The 23,673-nt window shown below is 68.0% G+C and carries 25 protein-coding genes and 1 tRNA gene; 8 read left to right on the top strand and 18 right to left on the bottom strand.

The genetic code is table 11. The annotated features are described in order from the left end of the window. Positions 1-8: 8 nt before the first annotated feature. Entirely contained in the window at positions 9-2,111 is a 2,103-nt protein-coding gene (gene uvrB / locus IE88_RS0109420; protein ID WP_238319293.1) for an excinuclease ABC subunit UvrB, read from the bottom strand. A gap of 195 nt (positions 2,112-2,306) precedes the next feature. Here uvrB and IE88_RS0109415 point away from each other — a divergent pair, with 195 nt between their 5' ends. Beyond that, positions 2,307-2,855, top strand: coding sequence for a Dps family protein (locus IE88_RS0109415; RefSeq protein ID WP_036766970.1), 549 nt, complete (start codon positions 2,307-2,309; stop codon positions 2,853-2,855). Positions 2,856-2,988: 133 nt separating this feature from the next. Here IE88_RS0109415 and IE88_RS0109410 read toward each other — a convergent pair whose 3' ends face one another. Together IE88_RS0109410 and IE88_RS0109405 are read right to left on the bottom strand one after the other, a co-directional pair. Next, on the bottom strand, positions 2,989-3,279 hold the full coding sequence (locus tag IE88_RS0109410; protein WP_031553568.1) for an anti-sigma factor: 291 nt from the start codon (positions 3,277-3,279) through the stop codon (positions 2,989-2,991). 7 nt (positions 3,280-3,286) lie between these two features. Beyond that, positions 3,287-3,811 carry an RNA polymerase sigma factor gene (locus IE88_RS0109405; protein WP_051881811.1) on the bottom strand — a complete coding sequence of 175 codons (525 nt, stop codon included), beginning with the start codon at positions 3,809-3,811 and terminating at the stop codon, positions 3,287-3,289. Positions 3,812-4,113: 302 nt separating this feature from the next. Between IE88_RS0109405 and IE88_RS17855 the strand changes: the two genes are divergently transcribed. Next, the gene (locus IE88_RS17855) at positions 4,114-4,236 is read left to right on the top strand and encodes an entericidin A/B family lipoprotein (protein WP_081871573.1); all 123 of its coding nucleotides are present in this window, start codon (positions 4,114-4,116) and stop codon (positions 4,234-4,236) included. A gap of 85 nt (positions 4,237-4,321) precedes the next feature. Here IE88_RS17855 and IE88_RS0109395 read toward each other — a convergent pair whose 3' ends face one another. From IE88_RS0109395 to IE88_RS0109365, 7 genes are all read right to left on the bottom strand, one after another. After that, the gene (locus tag IE88_RS0109395) at positions 4,322-4,804 is read right to left on the bottom strand and encodes a hypothetical protein (RefSeq protein ID WP_031553564.1); all 483 of its coding nucleotides are present in this window, start codon (positions 4,802-4,804) and stop codon (positions 4,322-4,324) included. Continuing rightward, positions 4,804-5,172, bottom strand: a complete 369-nt coding sequence (locus IE88_RS0109390; protein WP_031553561.1) for an ElaB/YgaM/YqjD family protein — start codon at positions 5,170-5,172, stop codon at positions 4,804-4,806. Before IE88_RS0109390 ends, IE88_RS0109395 begins: the two co-directional genes overlap by 1 nt. 106 nt (positions 5,173-5,278) lie before the next feature. Further along, the gene (locus tag IE88_RS0109385; RefSeq protein WP_031553558.1) at positions 5,279-6,475 is read right to left on the bottom strand and encodes a sensor histidine kinase; all 1,197 of its coding nucleotides are present in this window, start codon (positions 6,473-6,475) and stop codon (positions 5,279-5,281) included. Further along, the gene (locus tag IE88_RS0109380) at positions 6,475-6,681 is read right to left on the bottom strand and encodes a hypothetical protein (protein WP_031553556.1); all 207 of its coding nucleotides are present in this window, start codon (positions 6,679-6,681) and stop codon (positions 6,475-6,477) included. Before IE88_RS0109380 ends, IE88_RS0109385 begins: the two co-directional genes overlap by 1 nt. Before the next feature lie 88 nt (positions 6,682-6,769). After that, positions 6,770-7,528, bottom strand: a complete 759-nt coding sequence (locus IE88_RS17340; RefSeq protein ID WP_031553553.1) for a response regulator — start codon at positions 7,526-7,528, stop codon at positions 6,770-6,772. A 197-nt stretch (positions 7,529-7,725) separates the two neighbouring features. Next, positions 7,726-8,460 (bottom strand): Crp/Fnr family transcriptional regulator, encoded by a 735-nt coding sequence (locus IE88_RS0109370; RefSeq protein WP_156032529.1) that lies wholly within the window; start codon positions 8,458-8,460, stop codon positions 7,726-7,728. A 53-nt stretch (positions 8,461-8,513) separates the two neighbouring features. Then, on the bottom strand, positions 8,514-9,935 hold the full coding sequence (locus tag IE88_RS0109365; RefSeq protein ID WP_156032527.1) for a TolC family protein: 1,422 nt from the start codon (positions 9,933-9,935) through the stop codon (positions 8,514-8,516). Positions 9,936-10,085: 150 nt separating this feature from the next. Here IE88_RS0109365 and cysD point away from each other — a divergent pair, with 150 nt between their 5' ends. After that, on the top strand, positions 10,086-10,985 hold the full coding sequence (cysD, locus tag IE88_RS0109360; RefSeq protein WP_031553534.1) for a sulfate adenylyltransferase subunit CysD: 900 nt from the start codon (positions 10,086-10,088) through the stop codon (positions 10,983-10,985). After that, a complete protein-coding gene (cysN, locus tag IE88_RS0109355; RefSeq protein WP_031553532.1) occupies positions 10,985-12,895 on the top strand; it encodes a sulfate adenylyltransferase subunit CysN in 1,911 nt (636 codons plus the stop codon). The genes cysD and cysN overlap by 1 nt, the downstream gene beginning before the upstream one ends. Here cysN and IE88_RS0109350 read toward each other — a convergent pair. Genes IE88_RS0109350 through IE88_RS0109340 form a run of 3 tightly spaced genes read right to left on the bottom strand, consistent with a single transcriptional unit; the run spans position 12,892 to position 15,402 of the window. Next, positions 12,892-14,202 carry a sensor histidine kinase gene (locus IE88_RS0109350; protein WP_031553529.1) on the bottom strand — a complete coding sequence of 437 codons (1,311 nt, stop codon included), beginning with the start codon at positions 14,200-14,202 and terminating at the stop codon, positions 12,892-12,894. The genes cysN and IE88_RS0109350 overlap by 4 nt on opposite strands. Before the next feature lie 13 nt (positions 14,203-14,215). Further along, the gene (locus IE88_RS0109345; protein WP_031553526.1) at positions 14,216-14,932 is read right to left on the bottom strand and encodes a response regulator; all 717 of its coding nucleotides are present in this window, start codon (positions 14,930-14,932) and stop codon (positions 14,216-14,218) included. 20 nt (positions 14,933-14,952) lie between these two features. Further along, the gene (locus IE88_RS0109340) at positions 14,953-15,402 is read right to left on the bottom strand and encodes an EF-hand domain-containing protein (RefSeq protein ID WP_031553523.1); all 450 of its coding nucleotides are present in this window, start codon (positions 15,400-15,402) and stop codon (positions 14,953-14,955) included. 177 nt (positions 15,403-15,579) lie between these two features. On the opposite strand from IE88_RS0109340, the gene IE88_RS0109335 reads away from it, so the two are divergent. The 3 genes from IE88_RS0109335 (at position 15,580) to IE88_RS0109325 (ending at position 17,788) form a co-directional block, all read left to right on the top strand. Next, positions 15,580-15,656 (top strand) — tRNA-Met (locus IE88_RS0109335). Positions 15,657-15,697: 41 nt separating this feature from the next. Then, positions 15,698-16,723, top strand: a complete 1,026-nt coding sequence (locus IE88_RS0109330) for a zinc transporter ZntB (RefSeq protein ID WP_081871572.1) — start codon at positions 15,698-15,700, stop codon at positions 16,721-16,723. Positions 16,724-16,924: 201 nt separating this feature from the next. Then, positions 16,925-17,788, top strand: a complete 864-nt coding sequence (locus tag IE88_RS0109325; protein ID WP_202900475.1) for a TerC family protein — start codon at positions 16,925-16,927, stop codon at positions 17,786-17,788. A 25-nt stretch (positions 17,789-17,813) separates the two neighbouring features. Here IE88_RS0109325 and IE88_RS0109320 read toward each other — a convergent pair whose 3' ends face one another. From IE88_RS0109320 to IE88_RS0109300, 5 genes are all read right to left on the bottom strand, one after another. Then, positions 17,814-19,214: a S41 family peptidase gene (locus IE88_RS0109320; protein ID WP_238319291.1), complete on the bottom strand. Its 1,401-nt coding sequence runs from the start codon at positions 19,212-19,214 to the stop codon at positions 17,814-17,816. 154 nt (positions 19,215-19,368) lie between these two features. Next, positions 19,369-20,568, bottom strand: coding sequence for a murein hydrolase activator EnvC family protein (locus IE88_RS0109315; protein ID WP_031553513.1), 1,200 nt, complete (start codon positions 20,566-20,568; stop codon positions 19,369-19,371). A 53-nt stretch (positions 20,569-20,621) separates the two neighbouring features. Next, positions 20,622-21,116: a 23S rRNA (pseudouridine(1915)-N(3))-methyltransferase RlmH gene (rlmH, locus tag IE88_RS0109310; protein ID WP_031553510.1), complete on the bottom strand. Its 495-nt coding sequence runs from the start codon at positions 21,114-21,116 to the stop codon at positions 20,622-20,624. A 2-nt stretch (positions 21,117-21,118) separates the two neighbouring features. After that, a complete protein-coding gene (rsfS, locus tag IE88_RS0109305; RefSeq protein WP_081871571.1) occupies positions 21,119-21,676 on the bottom strand; it encodes a ribosome silencing factor in 558 nt (185 codons plus the stop codon). Beyond that, positions 21,673-22,293, bottom strand: coding sequence for a nicotinate-nucleotide adenylyltransferase (locus IE88_RS0109300; RefSeq protein WP_036766967.1), 621 nt, complete (start codon positions 22,291-22,293; stop codon positions 21,673-21,675). Before IE88_RS0109300 ends, rsfS begins: the two co-directional genes overlap by 4 nt. Before the next feature lie 81 nt (positions 22,294-22,374). Between IE88_RS0109300 and egtB the strand changes: the two genes are divergently transcribed. Beyond that, entirely contained in the window at positions 22,375-23,652 is a 1,278-nt protein-coding gene (gene egtB / locus IE88_RS0109295; RefSeq protein WP_031553500.1) for an ergothioneine biosynthesis protein EgtB, read from the top strand. Positions 23,653-23,673: the final 21 nt, after the last annotated feature.

The following is a 23,673-nucleotide window of genomic DNA, read 5'->3' as shown; positions in this document are numbered from 1 at the left end:
ACAGATCCTCAGACCGCCATGTCGAGGTCCTGAAGACGCTTGAGCTCGTCGCGGAGTTCCGCCGCCTTTTCGAAGTCGAGGTCGGCTGCCGCCTCGCGCATCTGCTGTTCGAGCGCCTTCATATGCTTCTGCATGTTGTCGCCCGCCTTGGCATAGGCCGCCCGCTCCTCCGCCATGGCGCCCATGCCGGTGGTCAGCTTCTCGCTGGTGAAGCTGGTGCCATAGGCGGCCTTGGTGCCGGCATCGTCGGAATCGACGATCTCGGCGATCTTCGCCTTCACCGTGCGCGGCGTGATGCCGTGCTTCTCATTGTGCTCGAGCTGCTTCTCGCGCCGCCGCTCGGTCTCGGCGAGGGCGCGCTCCATCGAGCCGGTGACGCCGTCCGCATAGAGGATGACCCGCCCCTCGACGTTCCGCGCCGCCCGTCCGATCGTCTGGATCAGCGAGGTCTCCGAGCGCAGGAAGCCTTCCTTGTCGGCATCGAGGATCGCGACGAACTGGCATTCGGGAATGTCGAGGCCTTCGCGCAGGAGGTTGATGCCGATCAGGACGTCGAACTGCCCCAGCCGCAGGTCGCGGATGATCTCGATCCGCTCCACCGTGTCGACGTCGGAGTGCATGTAGCGGACCTTCACGCCCTGCTCATGCATGTATTCGGTCAGGTCCTCGGCCATCTTCTTGGTGAGGACGGTGACGAGGCTGCGCCCCCCCGCCTTGGCGGTCTGCTTCACCTCGTCGATGACGTCGTCCACCTGGCTGAAACCGTCCTTGGACACAGGCCGGATCTCGACCGGCGGGTCGACGAGCCCCGTGGGCCGGATCACCTGCTCGGTGAAGACGCCGCCCGTATGCTCGAGCTCCCACGGTCCCGGCGTCGCCGAGACGTGCAGCGTCTGCGGACGCATCGCGTCCCACTCGTCGAATTTGAGCGGGCGGTTGTCGAGGCAGGAAGGCAGGCGGAAGCCGTATTCGGCCAGCGTCCGCTTGCGCGCATAGTCGCCTTTGAACATGGCCCCGATCTGCGGCACCGTCACATGGCTCTCGTCGCAGAACAGAAGCGCGCTGTCGGGCAGGTATTCGAACAGGGTCGGCGGCGGCTCGCCCGGCTTCCGGCCCGTCAGGTAGCGCGAATAGTTCTCGATGCCCTGGCAGGAGCCCGTCGCCTGCAGCATCTCGAGGTCGAACTGCACGCGCTGCTCGAGCCGCTGCGCTTCGAGGAGCTTTCCCTCCTCGTGCAGCTTGGGCAGGGTCTGGCCGAGCTCGGTCTTGATGCCGTCGATCGCCTTGGCCAGCGTCGGGCGCGGCGTGACATAGTGGCTGTTCGCGTAGAGCTTGATGCGCGGCAGGTCAGCCATCTTCTTGCCGGTCAGCGGGTCGAACTCGACGATCTCCTCGACCTCGTCGCCGAACAACGTGATCCGCCAGGCCGCGTCTTCATAGTGCGCGGGGAAGACCTCGATCGTATCGCCGCGCGCGCGGAACGTGCCCCGGGTGAAGGCCGCGTCGTTGCGCTTGTATTGCAGGGCAACGAGGTCGGCGAGGAGCTGCTTGCGGTCGATCTCGTCGCCGACCTGCAGCGTGAAGGTCATCGCCGTATAGGTCTCGACCGAGCCGATGCCGTAAATGCAGGAGACCGACGCCACGATGATGACGTCGTCGCGTTCGAGCAGCGCCCGCGTCGCCGAGTGGCGCATGCGGTCGATCTGCTCGTTGATCGTCGATTCCTTTTCGATATAGGTGTCGGTGCGCGGAACATAGGCTTCCGGCTGATAATAGTCGTAATAGCTGACGAAATATTCGACCGCGTTATTCGGGAAGAACGCCTTGAACTCGCCATAGAGCTGGGCGGCCAGCGTCTTGTTGTGCGCGAGGATCAGCGCGGGGCGCTGGGTCGCCTCGATCACCTTGGCCATGGTGAAGGTCTTGCCCGAGCCCGTGACGCCCAAGAGCACCTGATCCTGCTCGTGCTGCTTCACGCCCGCGACCAACTCCTCGATCGCGTCGGGCTGGTCGCCTGCGGGCTCGTAGTCGGAGACGACCTGGAACCGCTTGCCGCCCTCGAGCTTGGAGGGACGCTGGGGCCGGTGCGGCGCCCAGCCGGACGGCACCATCCGCCCGTGATAGGTCGCGATGGCTTCTGAAAAGCCCGTATCGTCCGGAAGAGTCTTGGCCATGCCCGCCATTTAGGAAGCAGCGGCAGCGCTTCCAACGCTTTCTCCATGCGGCGCGATAACGCGCGGTCGGAACGGGCGCTCGCGCTGCCGTGTTCGCGGAGCATCGTTTCACACGCAACAAGGAGCTATGTCATGGCAAAGAACGAAGCAGCCCTCGCTCACACTGCCCGCTCTCCGGAACTCCCGGTCGAAAGCGGCCTCGATCACGATGGGCGCAAGGCGCTCTGCGAGAAGCTCGCTGACGATCTCGCCGGCACCTATGTGCTCTATCACAAGACGCAGGCCTATCACTGGAACGTCACGGGCCCGCTCTTCTATTCCGTCCATAAGCTGACGGACAAGCAATACAAGGATCTGGCGAAGGCCGTCGATGCGATCGCCGAACGGATCCGCGCCCTCGGCATGCCCGCGCCGGTCGGCCTGAAGAACCTCTACGACGACAGCACGATCGACGATCCGACCGGCATTCCCGAAGCCGGGCAGATGCTGCGGGAACTCGCGCTCGACCACCAGCATCTCGCAGGCAAGATGCGCGATACGGTCGAGAAGGCCGAGGATATCGGCGACACCTTCACCGCGGACTTCATCACCGAGCGGATCGGTACGCATGAGGAATTCGCCTGGATGCTGAACGCCCTCGCCGTCGGCGACGATCGCGGCAGCGCGCCCGGCCAGGCGTAAGCGGTCACGCGGCGGGATCGCTCGGGCGACCCCGCCGCCTCGCTTCCGCGCATGAAAAAACCCGCTGCCTCGGCAGCGGGTTTTTTCGTGGGAAATTCGATGTTCCGCGCGGCCAGCGGGGGTCGAGAAAGAATTACTGCCTGCCCTGTCTCGCCAGCCCTTGGGGCTCGGCCTCCTCGTCCGGCGCAGCCCGCCTCCTGGCGAGCAGGCGCTCGATCTCGGACCGCAGCTCTTCGTCCTGATAGACTTCGTCCCGGAGGCTCCGCAGGTCGAAATTGTTGCGCAAATAGGCGGCTGCACGGTGCAGGGGCACTTCGCGCTCCGCCAGAAACGCCTCGACGGCGACCCGACGGTCTCCCGTCAGCTCGCCGTCGATGTAAGCGTGAACATCCTGCTCGGTGATGAGATGGATTTTGTCTGCCATGCCCTCCTTACACGCGGGCGGCGATGGCGGTTCCTTCCACATCCCGCGCTTCGAGGGACTCGCGGAGACGGGTCCGGGCGCGGGAAAGACGGGAGCGGACGGTGCCGACCGGAACTTCGAGGAGTTCGGCGGCCTCTTCGTATTTCAGGCCTTCGATGGCGACCAAGGAGAGAACGACCTTGTCGTTGTGCGGCAGGTCCCGGAAGCCCTCGACTACGTCCTGGTAGTGCATCTTCTCCTCCTGAGCGGCATCGATGGAAAGCTTCGACTGGGGAGCGTCGTCCATCTCGACGGCAACGCCGCGGACCTTGTCCCGGCGGATCTGGTTCAGAAACACGCGGCGGCAGACGGTGAACATCCAGGAGCGCAGGTTCTGGCCGTCGAAGAGGTGCTGCTTGCGGAGGCAGCGTTCGAGGCAGTCCTGGACGAGGTCCCGTGCACGATCTTCATTCCGGGTGAGGGTGAACGCGAAGCGCTGCAAGGCGGGGAGGCACTCATTGAGGTCAGCGGCTGTAATCGCGTTGTTCGTCATGAAGTTCTCTCCGTGAATAATTCCGTTGAGACCCGATTACCCCCTGCCCCAATACGGGTCAAAGATTTTGGTATGATCCTATGGAACGCTATCCACAACTGACGTGTTCTGCCCTACCTCTTCATATCAATCATGACACTACTTGTGAGTGATATGGGCGTCATGCGCATTAGGCGGGACATGAGTGACATGAGTGTGTCATCGAGGTCACAAGCGTTCCGCACGCTTCATCAGGGACGGGACGAAGGAACTCTTGCGATCCCGCTCCTGTTCTTCCTGTCCCATGAGAAGGAGGGTGAACGATGAAAATCTGGATCAGAGGATTCGCGGCAGCGCTGCTCGTCGTTTGCGGCCTGTCGGCCTGCGAGACGACCGAAGGCTTCGGCGAGGACGTCGAGGATCTCGGCGAAGAGATCCAGGACTGAGGACCAGGCCACAGTCCGGGCAGAAAAGCGAAGGGGCGGCCTCTGGCCGCCCCTTCGTCTTTGGTAAGCTTTGAAAATCCCGCCTTCAGTCGACCCTCGGCGGCACTGTCGGCTTCGGAGCCGATACTCTCCTGCGCGGCATCTTCGCGATCCCGATAACGGCGCCGACCGCGACCGCCGCCCCCAACATCCCGACCGGCCGCTTGGCGATTTCCCGCCCCACGAGACCGAGCGCTGCGGCTTCGAGGCCTGCCGGCAGCAGGCGCTCGCGCGGCGCGGCGGCGGCGGGCGGCTCCTCCGCCGGGGGCATCACCCCCGGCTCGGCCGCGGCGGCGGGCGGGATGACGCGCGCGCGGGCGAAAAGGGCGAAGAGGCCGGCGAGCAGCAAGAAGGCTACGCCCCCCGCCACCAATGCGGCCACCACGCCGAAGCTTGCCGCGATCGCGACGATTCCTGCCGCCGCCAGAAGCAGAAGCGCCAGCAGCAGGAACACGCCTGCCGCGGCCCCTGCCGCCGCACGCCGCATCGCCAGCTTGAGCCGGAGGGCAAGCGATTCGAGAAAGAGCATCAGTCCGATTTGAAGATGCGGCCCAGGAGCATGCCGCCCAGAACGGCGAGCCCGACCGACATATAGGGATTGCGCTGAACCTGCTCCTTGAGGTCCGCGCCCACGGCGAGGACGTCGTCCTCCACGGTCCGCACGGTCCGTTCCGCCCTTTCGCGGACGTCCTCCAGAGCCTCCTGCGCCGTCTGCTGGGCGGTCCGCACGGATGCCCGGCCCAGGCTGACGCCCCCGGATTTGAGCGCATCGATGTCCTGGCGCAGCGAGCCGAGATCGCTGCGCAGCTCGCGCAGGACGGCGCTGAGATCGTCTTCGGCTGCGCCGGTTGTCTTCTGCGTCTTGGCGGCTGTTGCGTCGCTTCCGGTCTTGCTCATGTCTTGCCTCCTGCTTGGGCGTTCGGTTCGGACCTGTGCCCTAATCTAGTGCCGATGCGGCAAGATGGGCAAACCTCGTGCCGGGCAGAGGCCGGGCGGCCGCCTGTCAGTCCCGCTGTGCGGTGATCGTGACGACGAGGCCGTCCGCCGTGGGCTCCCAACAGGCATCGCCGTTGAGATAGTTCTGCGCGAAGGTCCGCACGATCGAGAGGCCGAAGCGTTCGCTCGACAGGTCGACCGGGCCGCCGCCCTTCTCCCGCCAGACGATCACATAGCCCGACTCATCGGCCCGCCACTCGACGTTCAACCGCCCCGCCCTCGTCGTCAGGACGCCGTGGCGGCGGGCATTGGTGACAAGCTCGTGGAGGATCAGGCCGAGCGCCGTCGCCTGTCCCGGGGTGATCGCGAGCCGCGTCATGCACAGATCGACCGCCGGATCCGCTCCGAGAATCTTCGAGGCCAGTTCGGCCAGATCCACCTGGGTCCGGTAGCGATGCGGCTCGAGCGGGTTGGTGCCGGTCAGCGAATAGGCGATGTCGAGCGCGCTGATCCGAGCGAGCGTGGCATGCGCGAATTCCTCGACGCTTTCCGCGTGAGGCGCGGACAGGCTGATCAGCGCCGTGACCACCGACATCGCATTGCGCACCCGGTGGTTCAGCTCCCGCACCGAGCGGTCGGCGCGGTCGGATGCCATCTGGCGGGCCGTATCGTCGAGAATGCTGAAGACCAGGAGATCGGTGCCCGGCACCGGCACGACGGTGAGCTCGAGATAGCGCTCCCGGTCGGCGAGCCTCTGCACGATGCGCGCCTGTCGGCGCCGGCTGTCGCCCTGCTCTTGCAGCAGATCCATGATGAGCGGCGCGGCATCCGCATCGAGGCTGGAAAGCGGACGGCCGACGAGATGCTCTTCTCCCGCGGCGAGGACGCACCCATCGCTCCGGCAGACCCCGCAGCACGTTCCGACCCGCGACAGGACGGCGTCCAGCGGCGGCACATCGGCGACCCAGACGAGCCCTTCGCCGCGCCCGGGCGCGGTGCCGACCAGCCTGCCGGCGAAGAAGCAGCCTTCATATTCGAAGCCGATGTCGAACGGGCGTCCTTTTTCCAGCCCCCGCCGGAGGGCCAGCATGAAGGTCCGCCGATGCGGAGCGGGCATGCCGCGCAAAAGGTCCAGCAGCGCGAAGCGTTCGGGCAGCTTCGCGCGCTTGGGCGCGACCGCGACTCCGCTCCGATCGAAGCGGAGCGTCGAGACCGCGAGTGGAGACAGGCCAGCCAGCGGGCGGTCCTCCTGCATATCGAGCATCACTCGGTGCGCAGACTACCGAGCTCTTCGCTGGCATCGTCCCCATGCCGCTTCGTATAGAGAATGCCGAGCGCGATCAGCTCGCGCACGGCGGAGGACCTGTTGTCAGCACGGTTGTCGAAGCGCCAGTCGTCGATATTCTTCAGCTCCGTATCGGTGACGAGGATCTGAAGCTTCGACAGGCGTTTCTCATTCGACGATGCCATAGCGTCCGTGTTGTTCCCTGTCCTCTCCAAACGCGCTTCCTTGTGGACCTGCCGATCCGGCGAAGCGTGATGTGGATCAGTTGTGTTCCTACGCCCGGCGGGCGTCAAGACAATGCACCACCGCAGCCCGCACGTTGTTCGGCGTGTAAGGCTTTGAAATTACGAAGTCCGGCTCGATCTCGTCTCCCTGCAGGACCCGGTCCGGATAGCCCGTGATGAAGATGACGGGGCAGTCATGGTCCTGCTGGATCTCGAGCACGGCATCAATACCGGTGGCGCGGCCATCGAGATTGTAGTCGGCGAAGATGACGTCCGGCCGGGCGATGGAGACGGTCCGGACGGCCTCGGCGGCCGACCGCGCTTCGCCGGTCACCTGCACGCCGATGCGCTGCAGGATCGCCCGGAGATCGGCGGCGATCAGCGGCTCGTCTTCGATGATGACCGCCGTCGGATCGTCCTCGAGGCGGAGCCCGGCCCGCCCCTGCTGGAGAAGGCCAGCCGGATCCCCCTCGAACCCGACGATCCGCGCCGCTTCGGCCGGCGTGAAGCCCATCACGTCCACGAGCAGCAGCATGAGGCGGGCATCGTCGGGGGGCGGCGGCAGGGCGCTGATCAGCGCGGCATCGGAGAACAGGGCGGGCTCCTGCCGCCCCTCCCGCGCGACGGCGCGCCAGGATCGCACGAACGACACCATCAGATCGGTCACGGATGCGCTCGACGCGCTCGGATCGACATCGACCCGCGCCATCGTCATCCGCATCAGCTCGTCGCCGATCAGCCGATCCGCGAAGACCGCACGGGAGAATTGACGAAGTACGCCTAGAGGCGGTCGGGTCGTGATGGTCATTCGACGCTCAACTTCGCTTCGATTCCTATGCTCTCCGACCGAACGGTCGCCCACCGCTGAAGTTCCAGAACCCGCCCGGGACTTATTGCCCCCTGTAGTTCAGAGGACACGCTTCCCGAGGGGAAGCAGCCGAGGCCAGGCAGCACTAGTTTCTCACTGCATTCACAGCCGAGGCATGGCTTTGCTCGCCGCCCCTGTCAACCAAGGCGCCCTTTCCCCTCGCCGCCTGTCAGATACAGTGTGGAGAAGTCGCAGAGCTTGGCCAGCGCTTGCCTGTCGAGAAGCGTCACCCGGGAGCGCCGCCTCTCGATGAAGCCGCTCTTCTCGAGATAGCCGAGAACCCGGCTGACATGGACATAGGACAGGCCCAACGCGTCCGCGATGTGCGACTGGCTGACGGGAAGAACGAAGCTGTCGCCGTCGACCTCGCCGATCATGCGCAGGCGCTCATGCAGTTCGAGCAGCAGGTGCGCGACCCGCTCCCGCGCGGAGCGGCGCCCGTTCCGCACCACCTGCTCGCGGAGGATGGCCTCCTCCTGCACGCTGGCCCACCACATCGCCGCGGCGAGGGGAGAGGAGACGGTGAAGATCTCCATGACCTTCTCGCGGCTCAGCGCCGCCACCTTCACCGGCGTCAGCGCCCTGACCGTGTGGTCGGCCGGCTGCCCGGTGAAGACCTGCAGGTCGAAGATGTCTCCCGGCAGCATGAAGTTGACGATCTGCGTCCGCCCGTCGGACAGGGAGATCGAGCGCGCCGCCCAGCCCTCGCAGGCGACGAAGGCCTTCGATGCCTCCTGCCCGCGCCGCACCACGACCTCTCCCGGCTCGAAGTGCATGATCTCCAGCGTGACCCCTGCAAGATGGGTCTCGACCCCGTCCGGCAGGACCGCGTGGTGGGACAGGCGGCTGTACAAAGCTTTCGTGGGATTCAAGGCTTCCTCTCCCGGCGGACATTATCCCGGCCATCCCGGCCGCCCCGGTGCCGTCACCGCCCTGCGCCCCTGATGCCCTCGGACCCGAGTTGCCCTGATACTCCCTTCGCCGTCAACAGGTTACCCATTGCCTCGCGCAGGCGGTACGCAGCCAGGAAGACCGAGGCGCGCGCATCGATCCTGGCGAACCGCGCCTCGGCGAGATCCTGCTCGGCGAGGAGAAGGTCGAGCAGCGTCCGCTGGCCGACATCCCGCTCGAGCGCGGCGCCGCGCGCGGCCAGCGCGGCCGCGTCCGCCCGCGCGGCGGCCGCATCGGCCTGCGCCTCGGCGGCGATGAGTTGCGCGAAGGCGGTCCGGACCCGAGCCTCGACGCGGCGCCGCGCGTCCTCCCGCAGATCCCGTTGGGCCCGCAATCGCGCTCTCGCCCCGCGAATGTCGGCGGAGATCGCGCCGCCCTCGAAGAGCGGGACGGAGAGTTCGGCCGTCAGGGTCAGGGCGGTGACCTCGTCGCCGCGCACGAACTGGTCCTCGGCATAGGTCGCCCCGGCACGCGCCCGCAGGCTCGGCGCCCGGCGCCCCTTGGCGATGCGCAACTCCGCCTCGCGCGCCGCCACCGCCGCATCGGCCGCCGCGATTTCCGGGCTGTTCGCCAGGGCAAGAGCGATCGCGGCTTCCGCATTGTCGGGCACGGCGGGCACATTCCCGATCGTCGCGGGGTCCGAAGAGACCCGGCCCGCGATATCGGGACCCACGAGCCTCGAAAGCGCGGCCCGGGCCGCGGCCAGCGCGGCCTCCGCGGCGGCCACCTGCCCCCGGGCCTGCGCCGTGCGCGCATCGGCGAGCGCGGTGTCCGTGCGGGTGGCCTCGCCCGCCTCGAAGCGCAATTGCGCGGCGCGGGAGGCCGAGCGGAAGCGCGAAGCGGCCTGAAGCGCCGCTTCGAGGCGGGCCATGGCGGCCACCACTGCGAGATAGGCTTCTGCCGTCTCCACAACGACCGATTGCTCGACCAGGGCCAGCTGCGCCTCGGCGGCCCGCGTCGCGGCATCGGCCCTGCGGATGCCGTTGCGGATACGGAACCCCGTGAAGAGCGGCTGCACCACGCCGAGGCGGGCCGAGAAGCGGCCATCTCCGCCCTGCCCGCCAAGGGCGAGAGCTTCGCTCGAAGGCTCGCCTTGCTCGGGAGGCCCCAGAACCTCGCCGAGCAGCGCCTCCCCGTTCGGACCCAAAGTGTAGTCGCCGGTGCCGATCTCGTAATTCGCGCCCGCCTCGATGCTGGGGCGCCCGGCGGCTCTCGCTTCGGCGCCTTCGCTGCCGGTCGCCTCGAGCAGAGCCCGCTCGGCCTGAAGGCGCGGATTGGTCCGCAGCGCCGCCGCGACCGCGTCCTGGAGCGACTGCGCCTTAGCAGGCGCGAGCGCGCCCGACAGCAGCATCGCCACGACCAGCGCCCATCCCGTCAATCCTCGCCCCTGCCTCACGGTCTCCTCCCTGACACACGCCTTCGTTACCCGCAGGGCGCTGCTGTTGCCAGCACTAGCGCCCAACCCTAAACGAAACGCCGCCTTCGCATCTGCGGCATGGCTCCTGAATACCGAGCGTCACCAGTCCCCTCGCGAGACAAATTGTTCATGGAATCACTTACTCACCTCGATCGGCTCGAAGCGGAGAGCATGCACATCATGCGGGAGGTCGCCTCCGAGGTCGACCGCCCCGTCATGCTCTACTCGGTCGGCAAGGACAGCTCGGTCATGCTGCACCTCGCCCTCAAGGCGTTCTATCCGAGCCTGCCGCCCTTCCCGCTGATGCATGTCGACACGACCTGGAAGTTCCGCGACATGATCGCCTTCCGCGACCGGCGCGCCAAGGAGCTCGGCCTCGAGCTGATCGTGCACACCAATCCCGACGGCGTGGCGGAGGGCGTGGGCCCCTTCACCCATGGCTCGGCCTATCACACGGACGTCATGAAGACGCAGGCGCTCAAGCAGGCGCTCGACCTTCACGGCTTCAACGCGGCCTTCGGCGGCGCGCGCCGCGACGAGGAGAAGTCCCGCGCCAAGGAGCGCATCTTCTCCTTCCGCGCGCCCGGCCATCGCTGGGACCCCAAGAACCAGCGGCCCGAACTCTGGAACATCTACAACACCCGGATGCACAAGGGCGAATCGATCCGCGTCTTCCCGCTGTCCAACTGGACCGAGCTCGACATCTGGCAGTACATCTTCCGTGAAGGGATCGAGATCCCCGACCTCTATTTCGCCGCCGAACGCCCCGTCGTGAACTATGAGGGGACGCTGATCATGGTGGATGACGACCGGATGCCGCTCGACGGGCTGACGGTCGAGACCAAGTCCGTCCGCTTCCGCACGCTCGGCTGCTATCCGCTGACCGGCGCGGTCGAGAGCACGGCGGCCACCCTGCCCGACATCATCAAGGAAACGCTGCTCTCCACCAGCTCCGAGCGGCAGGGGCGCGTGATCGACAGCGATCAGGCCGCCTCGATGGAGAAGAAGAAGCAGGAAGGGTATTTCTGATGGCGCTCGGAGAGAACGATCGCACGCTGATCGAAGACGACGTCGTCGGCTATCTGCAGCGCCACGAGGACAAGTCCCTCCTGCGCTTCATCACCTGCGGCTCGGTGGATGACGGCAAGTCGACCCTGATCGGGCGGCTGCTCTACGATGCGCAGATGCTCTACGAGGATCAGGTCGCCTCGCTGACCGCCGACTCGAAAAAGCAGGGCACGCAGGGGCAGGACATCGACTTCGCCCTCCTCGTCGACGGCCTCGCCGCCGAGCGCGAGCAGGGCATCACCATCGATGTCGCCTATCGCTTCTTCTCGACCGAGAAGCGCAAATTCATCGTCGCCGACACGCCCGGCCACGAGCAGTACACGCGCAACATGGCGACCGGCGCTTCGACGGCGGAGCTCGCCGTGCTGCTGGTCGATGCCCGCGCGGGGCTGATGACGCAGACCCGGCGGCACAGCTTCATCTGTTCGAGCCTCGGCATCCGCAAGATCGTCCTTGCGGTGAACAAGATGGACCTGGTCGATTTCGACCAGAAGCGCTTCGAGGAGATCGAGGCCGATTACCGGGCCTTCGCCAAGGATCTCGGCTTCGACGACATCCTCTGTATTCCGATGTCGGCGCTCACCGGCGACAACATCACCACGCCATCGGACAAGACGCCCTATTATGACGGCCCGCCGCTGCTCGAACATCTCGAGAGCGTTTCGAGCACGCGCCAGGAAGAGGCTCCCTTCCGCCTGCCGGTGCAGTGGGTGAACCGGCCGAACCTCGATTTCCGCGGGTTTTCCGGCACGGTCGCCTCGGGCTCGATCAAGCCGGGCGATCCGATCATCGCCATTCCCTCGGGCCGCCGCAGCACGGTCTCGCGCATCGTCACCATGGACGGCGACCTCCAGGAAGCCGGCCCGCTCCAGGCGGTCACGCTGACGCTCGAGGACGAGATCGACATCAGCCGCGGCGACATGATCTGCGGCAAGGACTCGCCCGCCGAGCAATCCGACCAGTTCTCGGCCCGCCTCCTCTGGATGGCCGACGACGCCATGCTTCCCGGGCGGCAATACCTGTTCAAGACGGCCAACAACACCGTCCCGGGGCAGGTCTCGAAGCTCAAGCACAAGATCGACGTGAACACGCTCGCGGAGAAGCCCGGCAAGACGCTGGCGCTCAACGAGATCGCGGCGGTGAACCTCAACCTGTCCGCGCCGATCGCCTTCGATCCCTATGAGGAGAACCGGCAGACCGGCAGCTTCGTCGTCATCGACCGGCAGACCAATGCCACGGTCGGCGCCGGCATGATCGACTTCTCCCTGCGGCGCGCGGCGAACGTCGTCTGGCAGGACCTCGAGGTCGGCCGCGAGGAGCGGGCGGCGCTCAAGCACCAGCGGCCGGCCATGCTCTGGTTCACCGGCCTGTCGGGTTCGGGCAAGTCGACCATCGCGAACCTCGTCGAGAAGCGCCTCTACGACATGGGCCGCCACACCGCGATCCTCGACGGCGACAATGTCCGCCACGGCCTGAACAAGGATCTCGGCTTCACCGATGCCGACCGGGTCGAGAACATCCGCCGCGTCGCCGAGACGGCCAAGCTGATGCTCGATGCCGGACTGATCGTCATGGTCTCCTTCATCTCTCCGTTCCGGGACGAACGGCAGATGGCGCGGAACCTCGTCCCCGATGGCGAGTTCATCGAGATCCATGTCGACACGCCGCTCGAAGTGGCCGAGCAGCGCGACGTCAAGGGCCTCTACGCCAAGGCGCGCGCCGGGGAGATCAAGAACTTCACCGGCATCGATTCCGAATACCAGCCGCCGCGCCATCCGGAGCTGCGGATCAACACGGTCGACATGACCGCCGAGGAGGCTGCCGAGACGATCGTGCAGCACCTCACCGATGGCGGCTACCTGTCCGCCTAGGACAGCGGCAGGGACAGGCGGGCCTCGAGCCCGCCCGTCTCCTTGTTGCGAAGGCTGAGCGTTCCGCCATGAAGCTGCGCTGCGCGCGCCGCGATGGCGAGGCCGAGCCCCGCGCCGCCGGTGCGCCGGCTGCGTGAAGCCTCCCCCCGCGCGAACGGCTCCAGAAGCCTGTCCGCCGGGCCCGGAGGAATGCCCGGTCCTTCGTCCGCGATAGTGAACACCGCCTGTCCGCCTTCCCGCGCCAGGCCGATAGTGCCGCCTCCGGCATAGCGGTCGGCATTGTCGATGAGGTTCTGCAGGGCCCGCTTGAGAAGCTCCCTGTGAACGGGGGCGACGACAGGGCCCGCCGGACCGAGCGTCAGTTTCCGCCCGGCTGCGACCGCCTCCTCGGCGGCCTCGCGCAGGAGCGCCGCGAGATCCGCCGGCGCAGCCGCTTCGGCCGGCGCGCCCGTGCGCGCCAGTGCCAGCACATCCTCCAGCATCCCTTCGGTCTCGCGCAGCGTGCCGATCATCTTCTCGCGCAGGACCGCGTCCTCGATACGCTCCGCGCGCAGACGAAGGCTCGTGATCGGAGTCCTCAGGTCATGGCCGATGGCCCCCAGCAGCGCGTCGCGCTCCGCCAGCATGGCCCTGATCCGCTCGTGAAGCTCCGCGAAGGCCGCGGACAGCGCCCGCACATCCTCCGGCCCCTCCTCCCGGCGCGGGGGCGGGACCGCGGCGCCATAGCCGCGCAGATCCTCCGTCAGCTGCGCCAGAGGCCGGGAAATCCGCCTGCCGAGCCAGAGGACGGGCAGGAGGACGGCGAGATAGATGAGCGCGGTCTGCGCGATCAGCGGCAGCAGGGCGACAGGGCCTCTCGGCGGCAGGGGCACGCTGGCCGTCAGCCAGCCGCCGGGCAGGCTCGCCGACAGGGCGACGGCCCGCCTCGGCCCGCGCTCGCTTTGCCGCGTGATGCGCGCCGCCCTCACCTCCCGCGCATCGAAGCCGCGCTCCTCGAGCCCCTCTGCGAGGCGCGCGGCAGCCGCGGGCCAGGGCCGTCCTCCCTCGGGCGGCTCGGTTCCGAGGATCAGGCCGCGCCTGCGGTCGAGACGGCGCCGCATGCGCCGCTCACGCATGGCGGCGGTTCCGCTCCGCTCCCACTCGGCGGCCCGCAGGAGGACGCTCTGCGCCAGCGCCTCCGCCCGGCTCTCCGCAAGCCGGCTCTCCGCCCTTGCCAAGAGGCCGAAGCTCGCAAGCTGGCCGAGGAGGAGCGCCAGCGCCACGACCAGCGCGAGCTGCCCCGTCAGCCGTTTCGGCCACAAAGCCATCGCCCGCCGCCCTTCAGCGCCTGACGGCCTTCGCGGCGAGGGCATAGCCGCCGCCGCGGTGGGTCTTGATGATCGACGGCGTCCTGGGGTCCGGCTCGATCTTCCTGCGCAGGCGGCTGATCTGGTTGTCGACGCTGCGGTCGAAGGCATGCGCTTCGCGCCCTTGCGTCGCCGTCAGCAGCCGGTCGCGGTCGACCACGCGCGGCGCGGCGTCCAGAAGCGCGACGAGGAGCGCGAATTCTCCGCCCGTCAGCGGCACCTCCGCCCCGTCCGCATCGAGCAGCCTGCGTTCCTCCGCATGCAGTACGAACCCCGCGAAGGCATAGCTCCCGCCCTCGCTGCGCCCGCCCTCCGCGCGGCGCAGGACGGTGCGGATGCGAGCCAGGAGCTCGCGCGGCTCGAAGGGCTTCGGCAGATAGTCGTCGGCTCCCATCTCCAGCCCGATGATCCTGTCCATGGGCTCGCCGCGCGCGGTCAGCAGGATGACGGGCAGCTCGCTCGTCGCCCGCACCCAGCGGGTGAGGGACAGCCCGTCCTCGCCCGGCATCATGATGTCGATGACGGCCAGGTCGAAGGTCTCCGCGGCCAGCATGGCGCGGGCTTCTGCGGCGTCACCCGCGCAGGAGACGGCAAAGCCCCGGCCCTCGAGATAGTCCGAGAGAGGCTCTGCGATGGACGGCTCGTCATCGACCACCAGAAGGGCCGGCCTGTCGTCGCCGCGGCGTCTCATACCGGCCCTCCCCCTTCCGCTCAGGCGTCGGAGGCTCGGCGCGCCCGCTCCGCCTCGATATGCGTCCGCATCTCGTCGCGCGTCACCGTGCCGTCTTCATCGGCATCCAGAGCATCGAAGCGGCGGGTCGCCGCCGCGACGGCTTCGCGCTTCGAGACGAAGCCGTCGCCGTCCGCATCGGCCTTGGCGAACATGTCGGCGCCATGATGACGGCGCCTCTCGAAGCGCCGGCCCCGCTCGTCGCTCCGCTCCTCCATCCGCGCTTTTCTGGCCGCCTTCGCCTCTTCGGCCTCGGTCTTGGAGATATAGCCGTCGGCATTGGCATCGACCCGGTCGAAATGCGCCTCGGCGCGCTCGGCCACGGCGTCCCGCGTCATCTCGCGGTCGCGCCCGCCCTCGTGGCCGGGTCCGGCGAGAGCCGACGCGGTCAGCGCCAGGATGCAGGCGGCGGGGATCATGATCTGTTTCATTCCGGTCTCCTCGTCTGGCAGCGTTCTGGCTGCCGGTCTCTCTTCTTTAGGGAGCGCGCGTCGCAGGATTGCGCCGTGACGAGCCGTCTGTGTCGCGAAGTGTAACACGCCCCCCGCGAAGAGCCGCAAGCTTCGCGTTGACAAGCGCCTGCACTCTTGGGCATAGGACACCGCGTTGGCGGAGTAGCTCAGCTGGTTAGAGCAGCGGAATCATAATCCGCGTGTCGGGGGTTCAAGTCCCTCCTCCGCTACCACCTCCCTACCGCGCCGCGCCGAACCCCCCTAGGGTCGGGCCATGTCCTCCCCTTTAGAAAGGCCCGCTCCTCCTGCCCCGGCCTCCCGGACCGGGCTGCTCGAAGGCTTCCTCGTGGATGCCGATGGCGGCGCGCATCCGATCCTGCCCGAAACGCTCGCAGCCGACCCCGCCCTGCGCCCGCCCGAGGGCGGCTATGTCTGGCTGCATTTCGAACTCGACGCGGCGCGCCTCTGGGCGCCGGTCCACATGGATCTCGACGAGACGACGCAGCGGGCGCTCTTCGCGCTGGAGACCCGTCCCCGCTTCACGCCCCATGACGGCCAGATCCTGATGAACCTGCGGGGCGTGAACCTCAATGAGGGCCACGAGCCCGAAGAGATGCTGTCCCTGCGCATCCACCTTGAGCCCGGCCGCCTCATCACGGTCCGGCGGCAGCGCTCGGTCGCGATCGAGGCCATCCGCGAGGATCTGCGTTCGGACAGGGCTCCCGCCGATCCCGGAACGCTCCTCTTGCGCATCGTGTCCGGCCTCAACGACCGGATCGAGCCCGTCGTGGACGCCCTGTCGGACCGCGTGGACGGCCTCGAGGAGCTGAGCCTTCGCCCCGACGCGGCCGATATCCGCGCAGAGCTGTCCTCCATGCGCCACGACGCGCTCGTCTTCCGCCGCTATATCGCGCCGCAGCGCGAAGCCGTGATGCGCTTCGCCACCACCGAGTCGCCCCTGCTGCCGGCCTCCGAAAGGGTGACGGCGCGCGAGGAGGCCGACCGGGTGACGCGCGTCGTCGAAGAGCTGGACATCACGCGCGAGCGCGCCGCCGTCATCCACGAGCAGATCGCCGCGCGGCGCGCCGACGAGATGAACCGGAACATGATGATCCTCTCCGTGGTGTCGGCGGTCTTCCTGCCGCTCGGATTCGTCACCGGCCTTCTGGGCATCAATGTCGCGGGCATGCCGGGGGCGGAATGGCAGCCGGCATTCTGGATCGTCTGCGCGTTCTGCGCGGCACTGGGCGGGCTTCTCGGCTTCGTCTTCTACCGGCTCGGCTGGCTGCGCCCCGGCTGAAGGCGGCGCGCCTTCGGGTGGCACGCTTGTTGCGAGGACGCCCGGGTACCTCCTGTACGAAACCTTCCGATCGAAGACCGAAGGCCCGCCCTGCTCGTGCGGGCCTTCGCCTTTTCGGCCGCCGGCCGGCCGCGACGGTCATGCCCTCTGGACAGGCTGCCGCAAGTCGCCATCCTGCAACGGGATTCGAGGGAGTGACACGTGACCGATATCTTCAGCTTCGAGGGCGTGTTCACGCTTTCCAACCTGTTCACGCTTCTGATGGTGATTCTGCTTCAGGCGGTTCTGGGCTTCGACAACCTTCTCTACATCACGATCGAAAGCCGCCGCGTGGCGCCTGAGCGGCAGCGCTTCGTGCGGCGCATGGGCATCGGCCTGGCCGTGGCCTTCCGCCTCGTCCTCCTGATCCTGGTCCTGTTCCTGTTCTCGGCGATGACCGAGCCCTTGTTCTCGATCGAGACCCGGCCCTTCACAGGCGAGTTCACGGTGCGGGCGCTGGTCACGCTGTTCGGCGGAGGATTCATCATCTGGACGGCGATGAAGGAGATCTTCCACCTGCTATCGGTCGATCACCTGGAACATGCCGAGACGAGCCCGAAGCGCAGCGTCGGCGGCGCCCTGTTCTGGATCGTGGCGATGAACCTGATCTTCAGCTTCGACAGCCTGCTCTCGGCGATCGCGCTGTCGGAGGTCTTCGTCATCCTCGCCGTGGCGATCCTGGCGGGCGGCGGCCTGATGATCTGGCTCTCGGATCATGTCGCGACCTTCCTGGAGAAGAACCGGGCCTATGAGGTGCTCGGGCTCTTCATCCTTCTGGTCGTCGGCGTCCTGCTGCTGTCGGATGCGGGCCACCTCGCCCACATGCACTTCTTCGGCTTCGAGGTGCAGGCGATGTCGAAGGCGACCTTCTACTTCGTGATCTTCGTGATGGTCTGCGTGTCGGTGGTGCAGAGCCGCTATCGCAACATCCTGCTGGCCCAGCGCAAGGAGGCCGCGGCGGCGGGCGTTCCGACGACGGAGCCCGACACGCCCACCGGCAGGAAAGCGGCATCGCCGGCCGAGTGACGGCCGGCGAGGAAAGAGCGGCGCGTCAGCGCCGCTCGATCATGCCGGCATCGGCGAGAAGCTGGTCGTAGCGGACCTGGTCCTCGAGAATGTCGAGCGCCCGGTTGAGCTGGCAATCTTCGCCCTCGGGGCACTCCACCGGCTCGACGAAGAGCGCCGTGGCATTCTCTTCTTCGCGCTCCTGCCGCTCGAGCTCCGCCTGGCCTTCCATCAGGATCTGTTGGGAGGTGCTGAGCTGGTCGTCCTCGGCGGGCACGTCGAGGGCGCCGCGGAGATCGGCTTCGGAGCGGCGTTCCGTCGGCTCTTCCTGGCCGGGCCGGGTGATCGGCATGACGATGTCGGGCACGATGCCCTGGGCCTGGATCGAGCGGCCCGACGGCGTGTAGTAGCGCGCCGTGGTCAGGCGAAGCGCGCCGTTCATGCCGTTCTGCAGCGGCAGCACGGTCTGGACCGAGCCCTTCCCGAAGGTCTTGGTTCCCAGAAGCAGGGCGCGGTTCCGGTCCTGGAGCGCGCCGGCCACGATCTCGGAGGCCGAGGCCGAACCGCCATTGACGAGAACCACGATCGGCTTGCCCGCGAGGAGATCGCCCGGGCTGCCGAGTTCGCGCATCGAATCCTTCGCCTTGCGGCCGCGCGTCGAGACGATCTCTCCGCCCTCGAGGAAGGCGTCGGACACCGCGACGGCCTGGTCGAGAAGGCCGCCGGGGTTGTTCCGCAGGTCGATGACGAGGCCGCGCAGCCCTCCGGGCGCTTCCTCTTCGAGGCTTTCGAGCGCGGCGAGCAGCTTCTTCTCGGACTGCGCCGTGAAGCTCGCCAGTCGCAGATAGCCGAAGCCGTCCCGCTCGAGGCGGCTGACGACCGGGTTCACGGTGACGACGTCGCGCACCAGCGTGAAGTCGAGCGGCTCGTCGACGTCCTCGCGGATGATCTTGAGATCGACCGGCGTGCCCTTCGGCCCCTTCATCAGGTCGATCGCGTCGGTCAGCGTCATGCCGAACACGCTCTCGCCGTCGATCTCGTAGATGAGGTCGTTGGGCTCGAGGCCGGCGCGGGCGGCCGGCGTGTCATCGATCGGAGAGACGACCTTGACGAGGCCCTTGCCCGGCTCTTCCGTCTCGAGCGTCACCTGGATGCCGAGACCGGCGAAGGAGCCGCGGGTCTGCTCCTGCATGGCGCCGAAATCGTCGGGGCTCAGATAGCTCGAATGCGGATCGAGGCTGGACAGCATGCCGTCGATCGCCCCTTCGACAAGGGCCGCATCCTCGGGATCCTCGACATAGTTCTCGTGCACCTGCTCGAAGACCTCGCCGAAGAGGTCGAGCTGGCGGAACGTGTCGGCATCGAAGCCGGGCCTCGCGAAGCCGTTGGTGAGGAAAGCGGCCGTCACCGCGCCGCCCGCCAGAGCCGACGCGGCAAGCGCAGGCATGGAGGCACTCCTCATGATCGGAGACCGGCGGGAGGTCGGCAGCCGCTTCTTCATAGGTCGCGTTCCTGTTCTGATACGGGTTCAATGTGGCACGTGAAGCGCCTCTGGCAAAGGGTGCTGCAGCTTCCGGGCCGTGACAGTCCGGTAGGGCGGGTCACTGCGCCTGCGCGATCATGCCGGGCAGCAGCCAGGGCTCGGGATCGAGCGCCTCGTTCTGGCGGCGGATATGCAGCCGCAGGGCTCTTTCGCCGCCAGTGTCCATATAGCCCAGCGGCTCGCCGGCGCGCACCTCGTCATCGCGCCGCACCGCAAAGCTGCCCAGCCCCATCAGGACCACCGAATAGCCGTCGCCGACATCGAGGATCACGATGTTTCCGAGGGCGCCGTAAGGCTTCGCCCATTTCACCGTGCCGCCGAACGGGGCCGTCACCACGGCGCCCGGGCGGGTGGCGAGAACGAGCTCCTGCGCCCGTCCTCCGCCCTCGAGCGAATCGCCGAAGCGGGTGACGATGCGTCCCGCCGCCGGCAGCGGCAGCTTGGCGGCGGCATCGGCGAAGCTGGCGGGCAGCGCCGCATAGACCTCCGGCTGCGCCCGCGGGCGGGTCGGCAGCGAAGGCGGCGGCGCCTCCGGCTCGCGCGCCTCGTCCCGCCGGTCGATGCCCTCGATCAGTTCGCGCAGCGTGCTCGCCTCTCTTGCCAGCGCGGCATCCTCGCGCTCGATCCGCCTGAGGCGCGTGACATCCGCCGCCTGTCGGCGCTCGCGCTCGGCCAGGAGGTCTTCGAGAAGACGGCGCCGCTCGGCCAGCGCGCTCTCCGCCTCGCTCAGGGCCAGGCGCTCCCGCTCGGCCTCGAGGCGCAGCGCCTCGATCCGGTCGAGATCGGCGCGCAGAGCGGCCGCCTGCGACTGGATTTCCGGCGTCACCGCCGAAAGCGCGACGGCTGCGGTCGCCGCCCTGTTCGCATCCTCGGGAGAGACCACCAGCGCCGGAGGGCGCGACCGCTCGAGCGATTGCAGCGCCGCCAGGACGTTCGACATCGAGCGGCGGCGCGTCTGGAGTTCGCTCTGCGCCTCGCGCCGCTCCCGGGTGAGGCGGGCGATCGCCGCCTCGGCTTCGGTGGCGCTGGCTTCCGCGTCCTGAAGGCTCTCGGCCGTGTCGACGAGGCGCGCCTTGAGCTGGCGCAGGGTCGCCGCCGCCTGCTCGGTCCGCGAGCGCAGCGCCTCGACGTCCCGCGCTTTTTCCTCGCGCAGACGCTCGATCTCCCGCAGCCGCTCGGCCTCGGTCGCGTCCTGCGCATGGGCGGCGGAGGACACGGCCAGCGGGAGGAGGAAGAGGAGCAGCAGGAGGCGGCGCATGGACCTCCCGTAGCGCAGGGGCGGCTCGGTCCGCCAGCGAAGTCTGGGTAAGGTCAGTCCCGGTGATAGGGATGGCCGGCGAGGATCGTCGCGGCGCGGTAGATCTGCTCCGCCAGCATCGCCCGCACCAGCCTGTGCGGCCAGGTCGCCCGTCCGAATGCAAGGCTCTGCACGGTGCGGGGGCGGAGTTCCGCTCGGAATTCCGCGGGAAAACCGTCGGCGCCTCCGATCAGGAAGAAGAGCGCGGGCGTGCCCTGGTCGCGCTGGGCCCCGATCAGGCCCGCCAGCTCGCGGCTCGAACGGTCCTTTCCCCGCTCGTCCAGCAGGATGAGACGGGCATCGGGCGGGATGGCGTCGCGCAGAAGGTCCGCTTCGCGGGCCTGGCGGGCAGCCCCCTCCAGCGCGCGCGGCGCCTCCATCGCCTTGAGGTCCGGGCCGTTGAGGCCGAGCGAGCGGCCGAGCGCCTGCGCCCGGCCGAGATAGTCGCTCGTCAGCGCCTCATGCGGCCCCGGCTTCGCCTTGCCGATGGCCGCGATGCCGAGACGCAAGCCTACTCGGTCCCGGCGTCGGTCGCCGGGGCGTAGGTGCTTTGCGGCGCGCTGGCCGGCGCGAAGGTCTCGGGCGCCCAGATGCGCTCGAGATTGTAGAAGCTGCGCACCTCGGGCCGGAACAGGTGCACGATGACGTCTCCCGCATCGATCAGCACCCAATCGCAGGCGGGCATGCCTTCGGCGGAGACGGTGCCGTGACCGCCATCCTTGAGATCGCGCAGGATCTTGTCGGCGATGGCGCCGACATGCCGCTGCGAGCGGCCGGAGGCCACGATCATGGCATCCGCGACATCGGATTTTCCGGTCAGGTCGATATGGACAACATCCTCGGCCTGGTCCTCTTCGAGGCGGTTCAGGACGAGCGGCAGGGCCGGCGCGGGCGCCCGGCCCGCAGAAGAGGCTTCCGGCGCGGCCGGACCCTCATGGTCGGGTGCGACGACCCGCAGGTCGGCACCGGAACTAAGCGAAGCGATCAGCTCTTGCTCCTCAACAAGCGTCGCACGGACGCGGCGACAGTCCCAAGATAACAGCGCGACCGCCTCGGCGGTAGTGTTCATTTCGGAAGGGTAAACAATTCGGCGCGAATGGCGGTGGCGCTGGCCGGGTCATGCACCGCCGGAAGAAAGATCCATGCCGGCGGGCGCCGCTTCGGCAGCGTCGGCGCCAGCGCCGGCGGCAGGCGGAAGCGGGACAGCCTGAGGCCTGCCCGCCCTTTCAGCGCCTTCATGGTCGCGCCGGGGCGGCTGACCACGAGGATCGGCATCATCTGCGCGATCAAGCGCCAGTCCCGCCAGCGCGAGAAGCCCGCCAGGCTGTCGGCGCCCATGATCCAGACGAAATTCGCATTCGGCCCGCGCTTTTTGAGCGCCGTCAGCGTGTCCGCCGTGTAGCGGGTGCCAAGACGGGCTTCGGCAGCCGAGACCTCGATCCAGGGCCGCCCCTTCGTCAGCGCCTTCGCCCGCGCGAGGCGCTCGCCATAGCCGAGATACTCCTTCGCGCTCTTGAGCGGATTGCCGGGACTGACGAGCCAGACCACGCGGTCGAGGCGGCAGGCGGCGCGCGCAGCCTCCGCCACGGCGAGATGCCCGCCATGCGCCGGATTGAACGACCCGCCGAACAGGCCCACGCGCTGGCCGGGCCGGAAGGAAGGTATCGCGCGCTCGTGACGTCTCATGGCGGCCCCGCGCTAACGCACCGCGTTGCCGAAGCGCAAGCAAGCTGCAAACGTCTCATCATAGTGAGCGGGAGACATCTCTTGGCCAGCAAGACCCCGGCAGAACGTTCGCAAGGCTCTGCTCATTCTCTCGCGGACCGCTACCGGTCGGTGCGCGGCGCGACGCTCGGCCTCGCCGAGGGCCTGTCGGATGCCGATGCCACCGTCCAGTCCATGGACGATGCGAGCCCCGCCAAATGGCACCTCGCCCACACGACCTGGTTCTTCGAAACCTTCCTGCTCGCGAAGCTGGAGGGGTACGAGACCTACGATCCCAAATTCGGCTTTCTCTTCAACTCCTATTACGAGGCCGTGGGAGAGCGGCACGAGCGGGCGAGAAGGGGGCTCCTGACCCGCCCCTCTCTTGAGGAGGTCCTCTCCTACCGCGCCCATGTCGATGCGGCGATGGCGGACGCTCTCGAACAGGGCACCGCGGATCCCGCGCTCGTCACGCTCGGCCTCTCCCATGAGGAACAGCATCAGGAGCTGTTCCTGACCGACATCCTGCACGCCTTCGCGCAGAACCCGATCGAGCCGGCCTACAGGTCCCCCACCCCCCTTCCCGTCACCGCGGCGCGTGACGGCGCCGGGTGGACGAGCCATGATGGCGGCATCCTCCGGGTCGGGCACGAGGGCGGAGGCTTCGCCTTCGATTGCGAGGGACCTGCCCATGACGCGCTTCTGCGCCCCTTCGCCCTGCGCAATCGCGCGGTGACCTGCGGGGAATGGCGCGCCTTCATCGAGGATGGGGGCTATGACGACCCGCTCCTCTGGCTGTCCGATGGCTGGGCGGCGCGGCAGGCGCAGGACTGGATCGCGCCGGAATACTGGCGGAAAGACAAAGACGGCTGGAGCGTCATGACCCTGCGCGGCCGCCAGCCGATCGACGACGATGCGCCCGTCGCCCATGTCAGCTTCTACGAGGCCGATGCCTTCGCCAGCTGGGCCGCGGCGCAATGGGAGGGCGCGCGCCTGCCGACCGAGCATGAATGGGAGGTGGCTGCGCGGGATCGGCCGGCCGAAGGGAACGATGCGGGCAGCGGCAGGCTCCGCCCGGCGCCGCAGGATGGCGGCGCGCTGTCGGGTCTTTACGGCGATGTATGGGAATGGACGGCCAGCGCCTTCCTGCCCTATCCGGGCTTCCGCGCCGCCGAGGGCGCGGTCGGCGAATATAACGGCAAGTTCATGTCCGGCCAGATGGTCCTGCGCGGCGGGTCCTGCGCGACCCCGCCGGGCCATGTCCGCGCCACCTATCGGAACTTCTTCGCGCCCGACAAACGCTGGCAGTTCTCCGGCCTCCGCCTCGCGCGCGACGCCTGAAGCCCAGACGCCTGAACCTCA

The sequence above is a fragment of the Parvularcula oceani genome, from assembly GCF_000733125.1.
Lineage (GTDB): Bacteria > Pseudomonadota > Alphaproteobacteria > Caulobacterales > Parvularculaceae > Parvularcula > Parvularcula oceani.
This window is presented reverse-complemented; position numbering and strand designations above follow the sequence as displayed.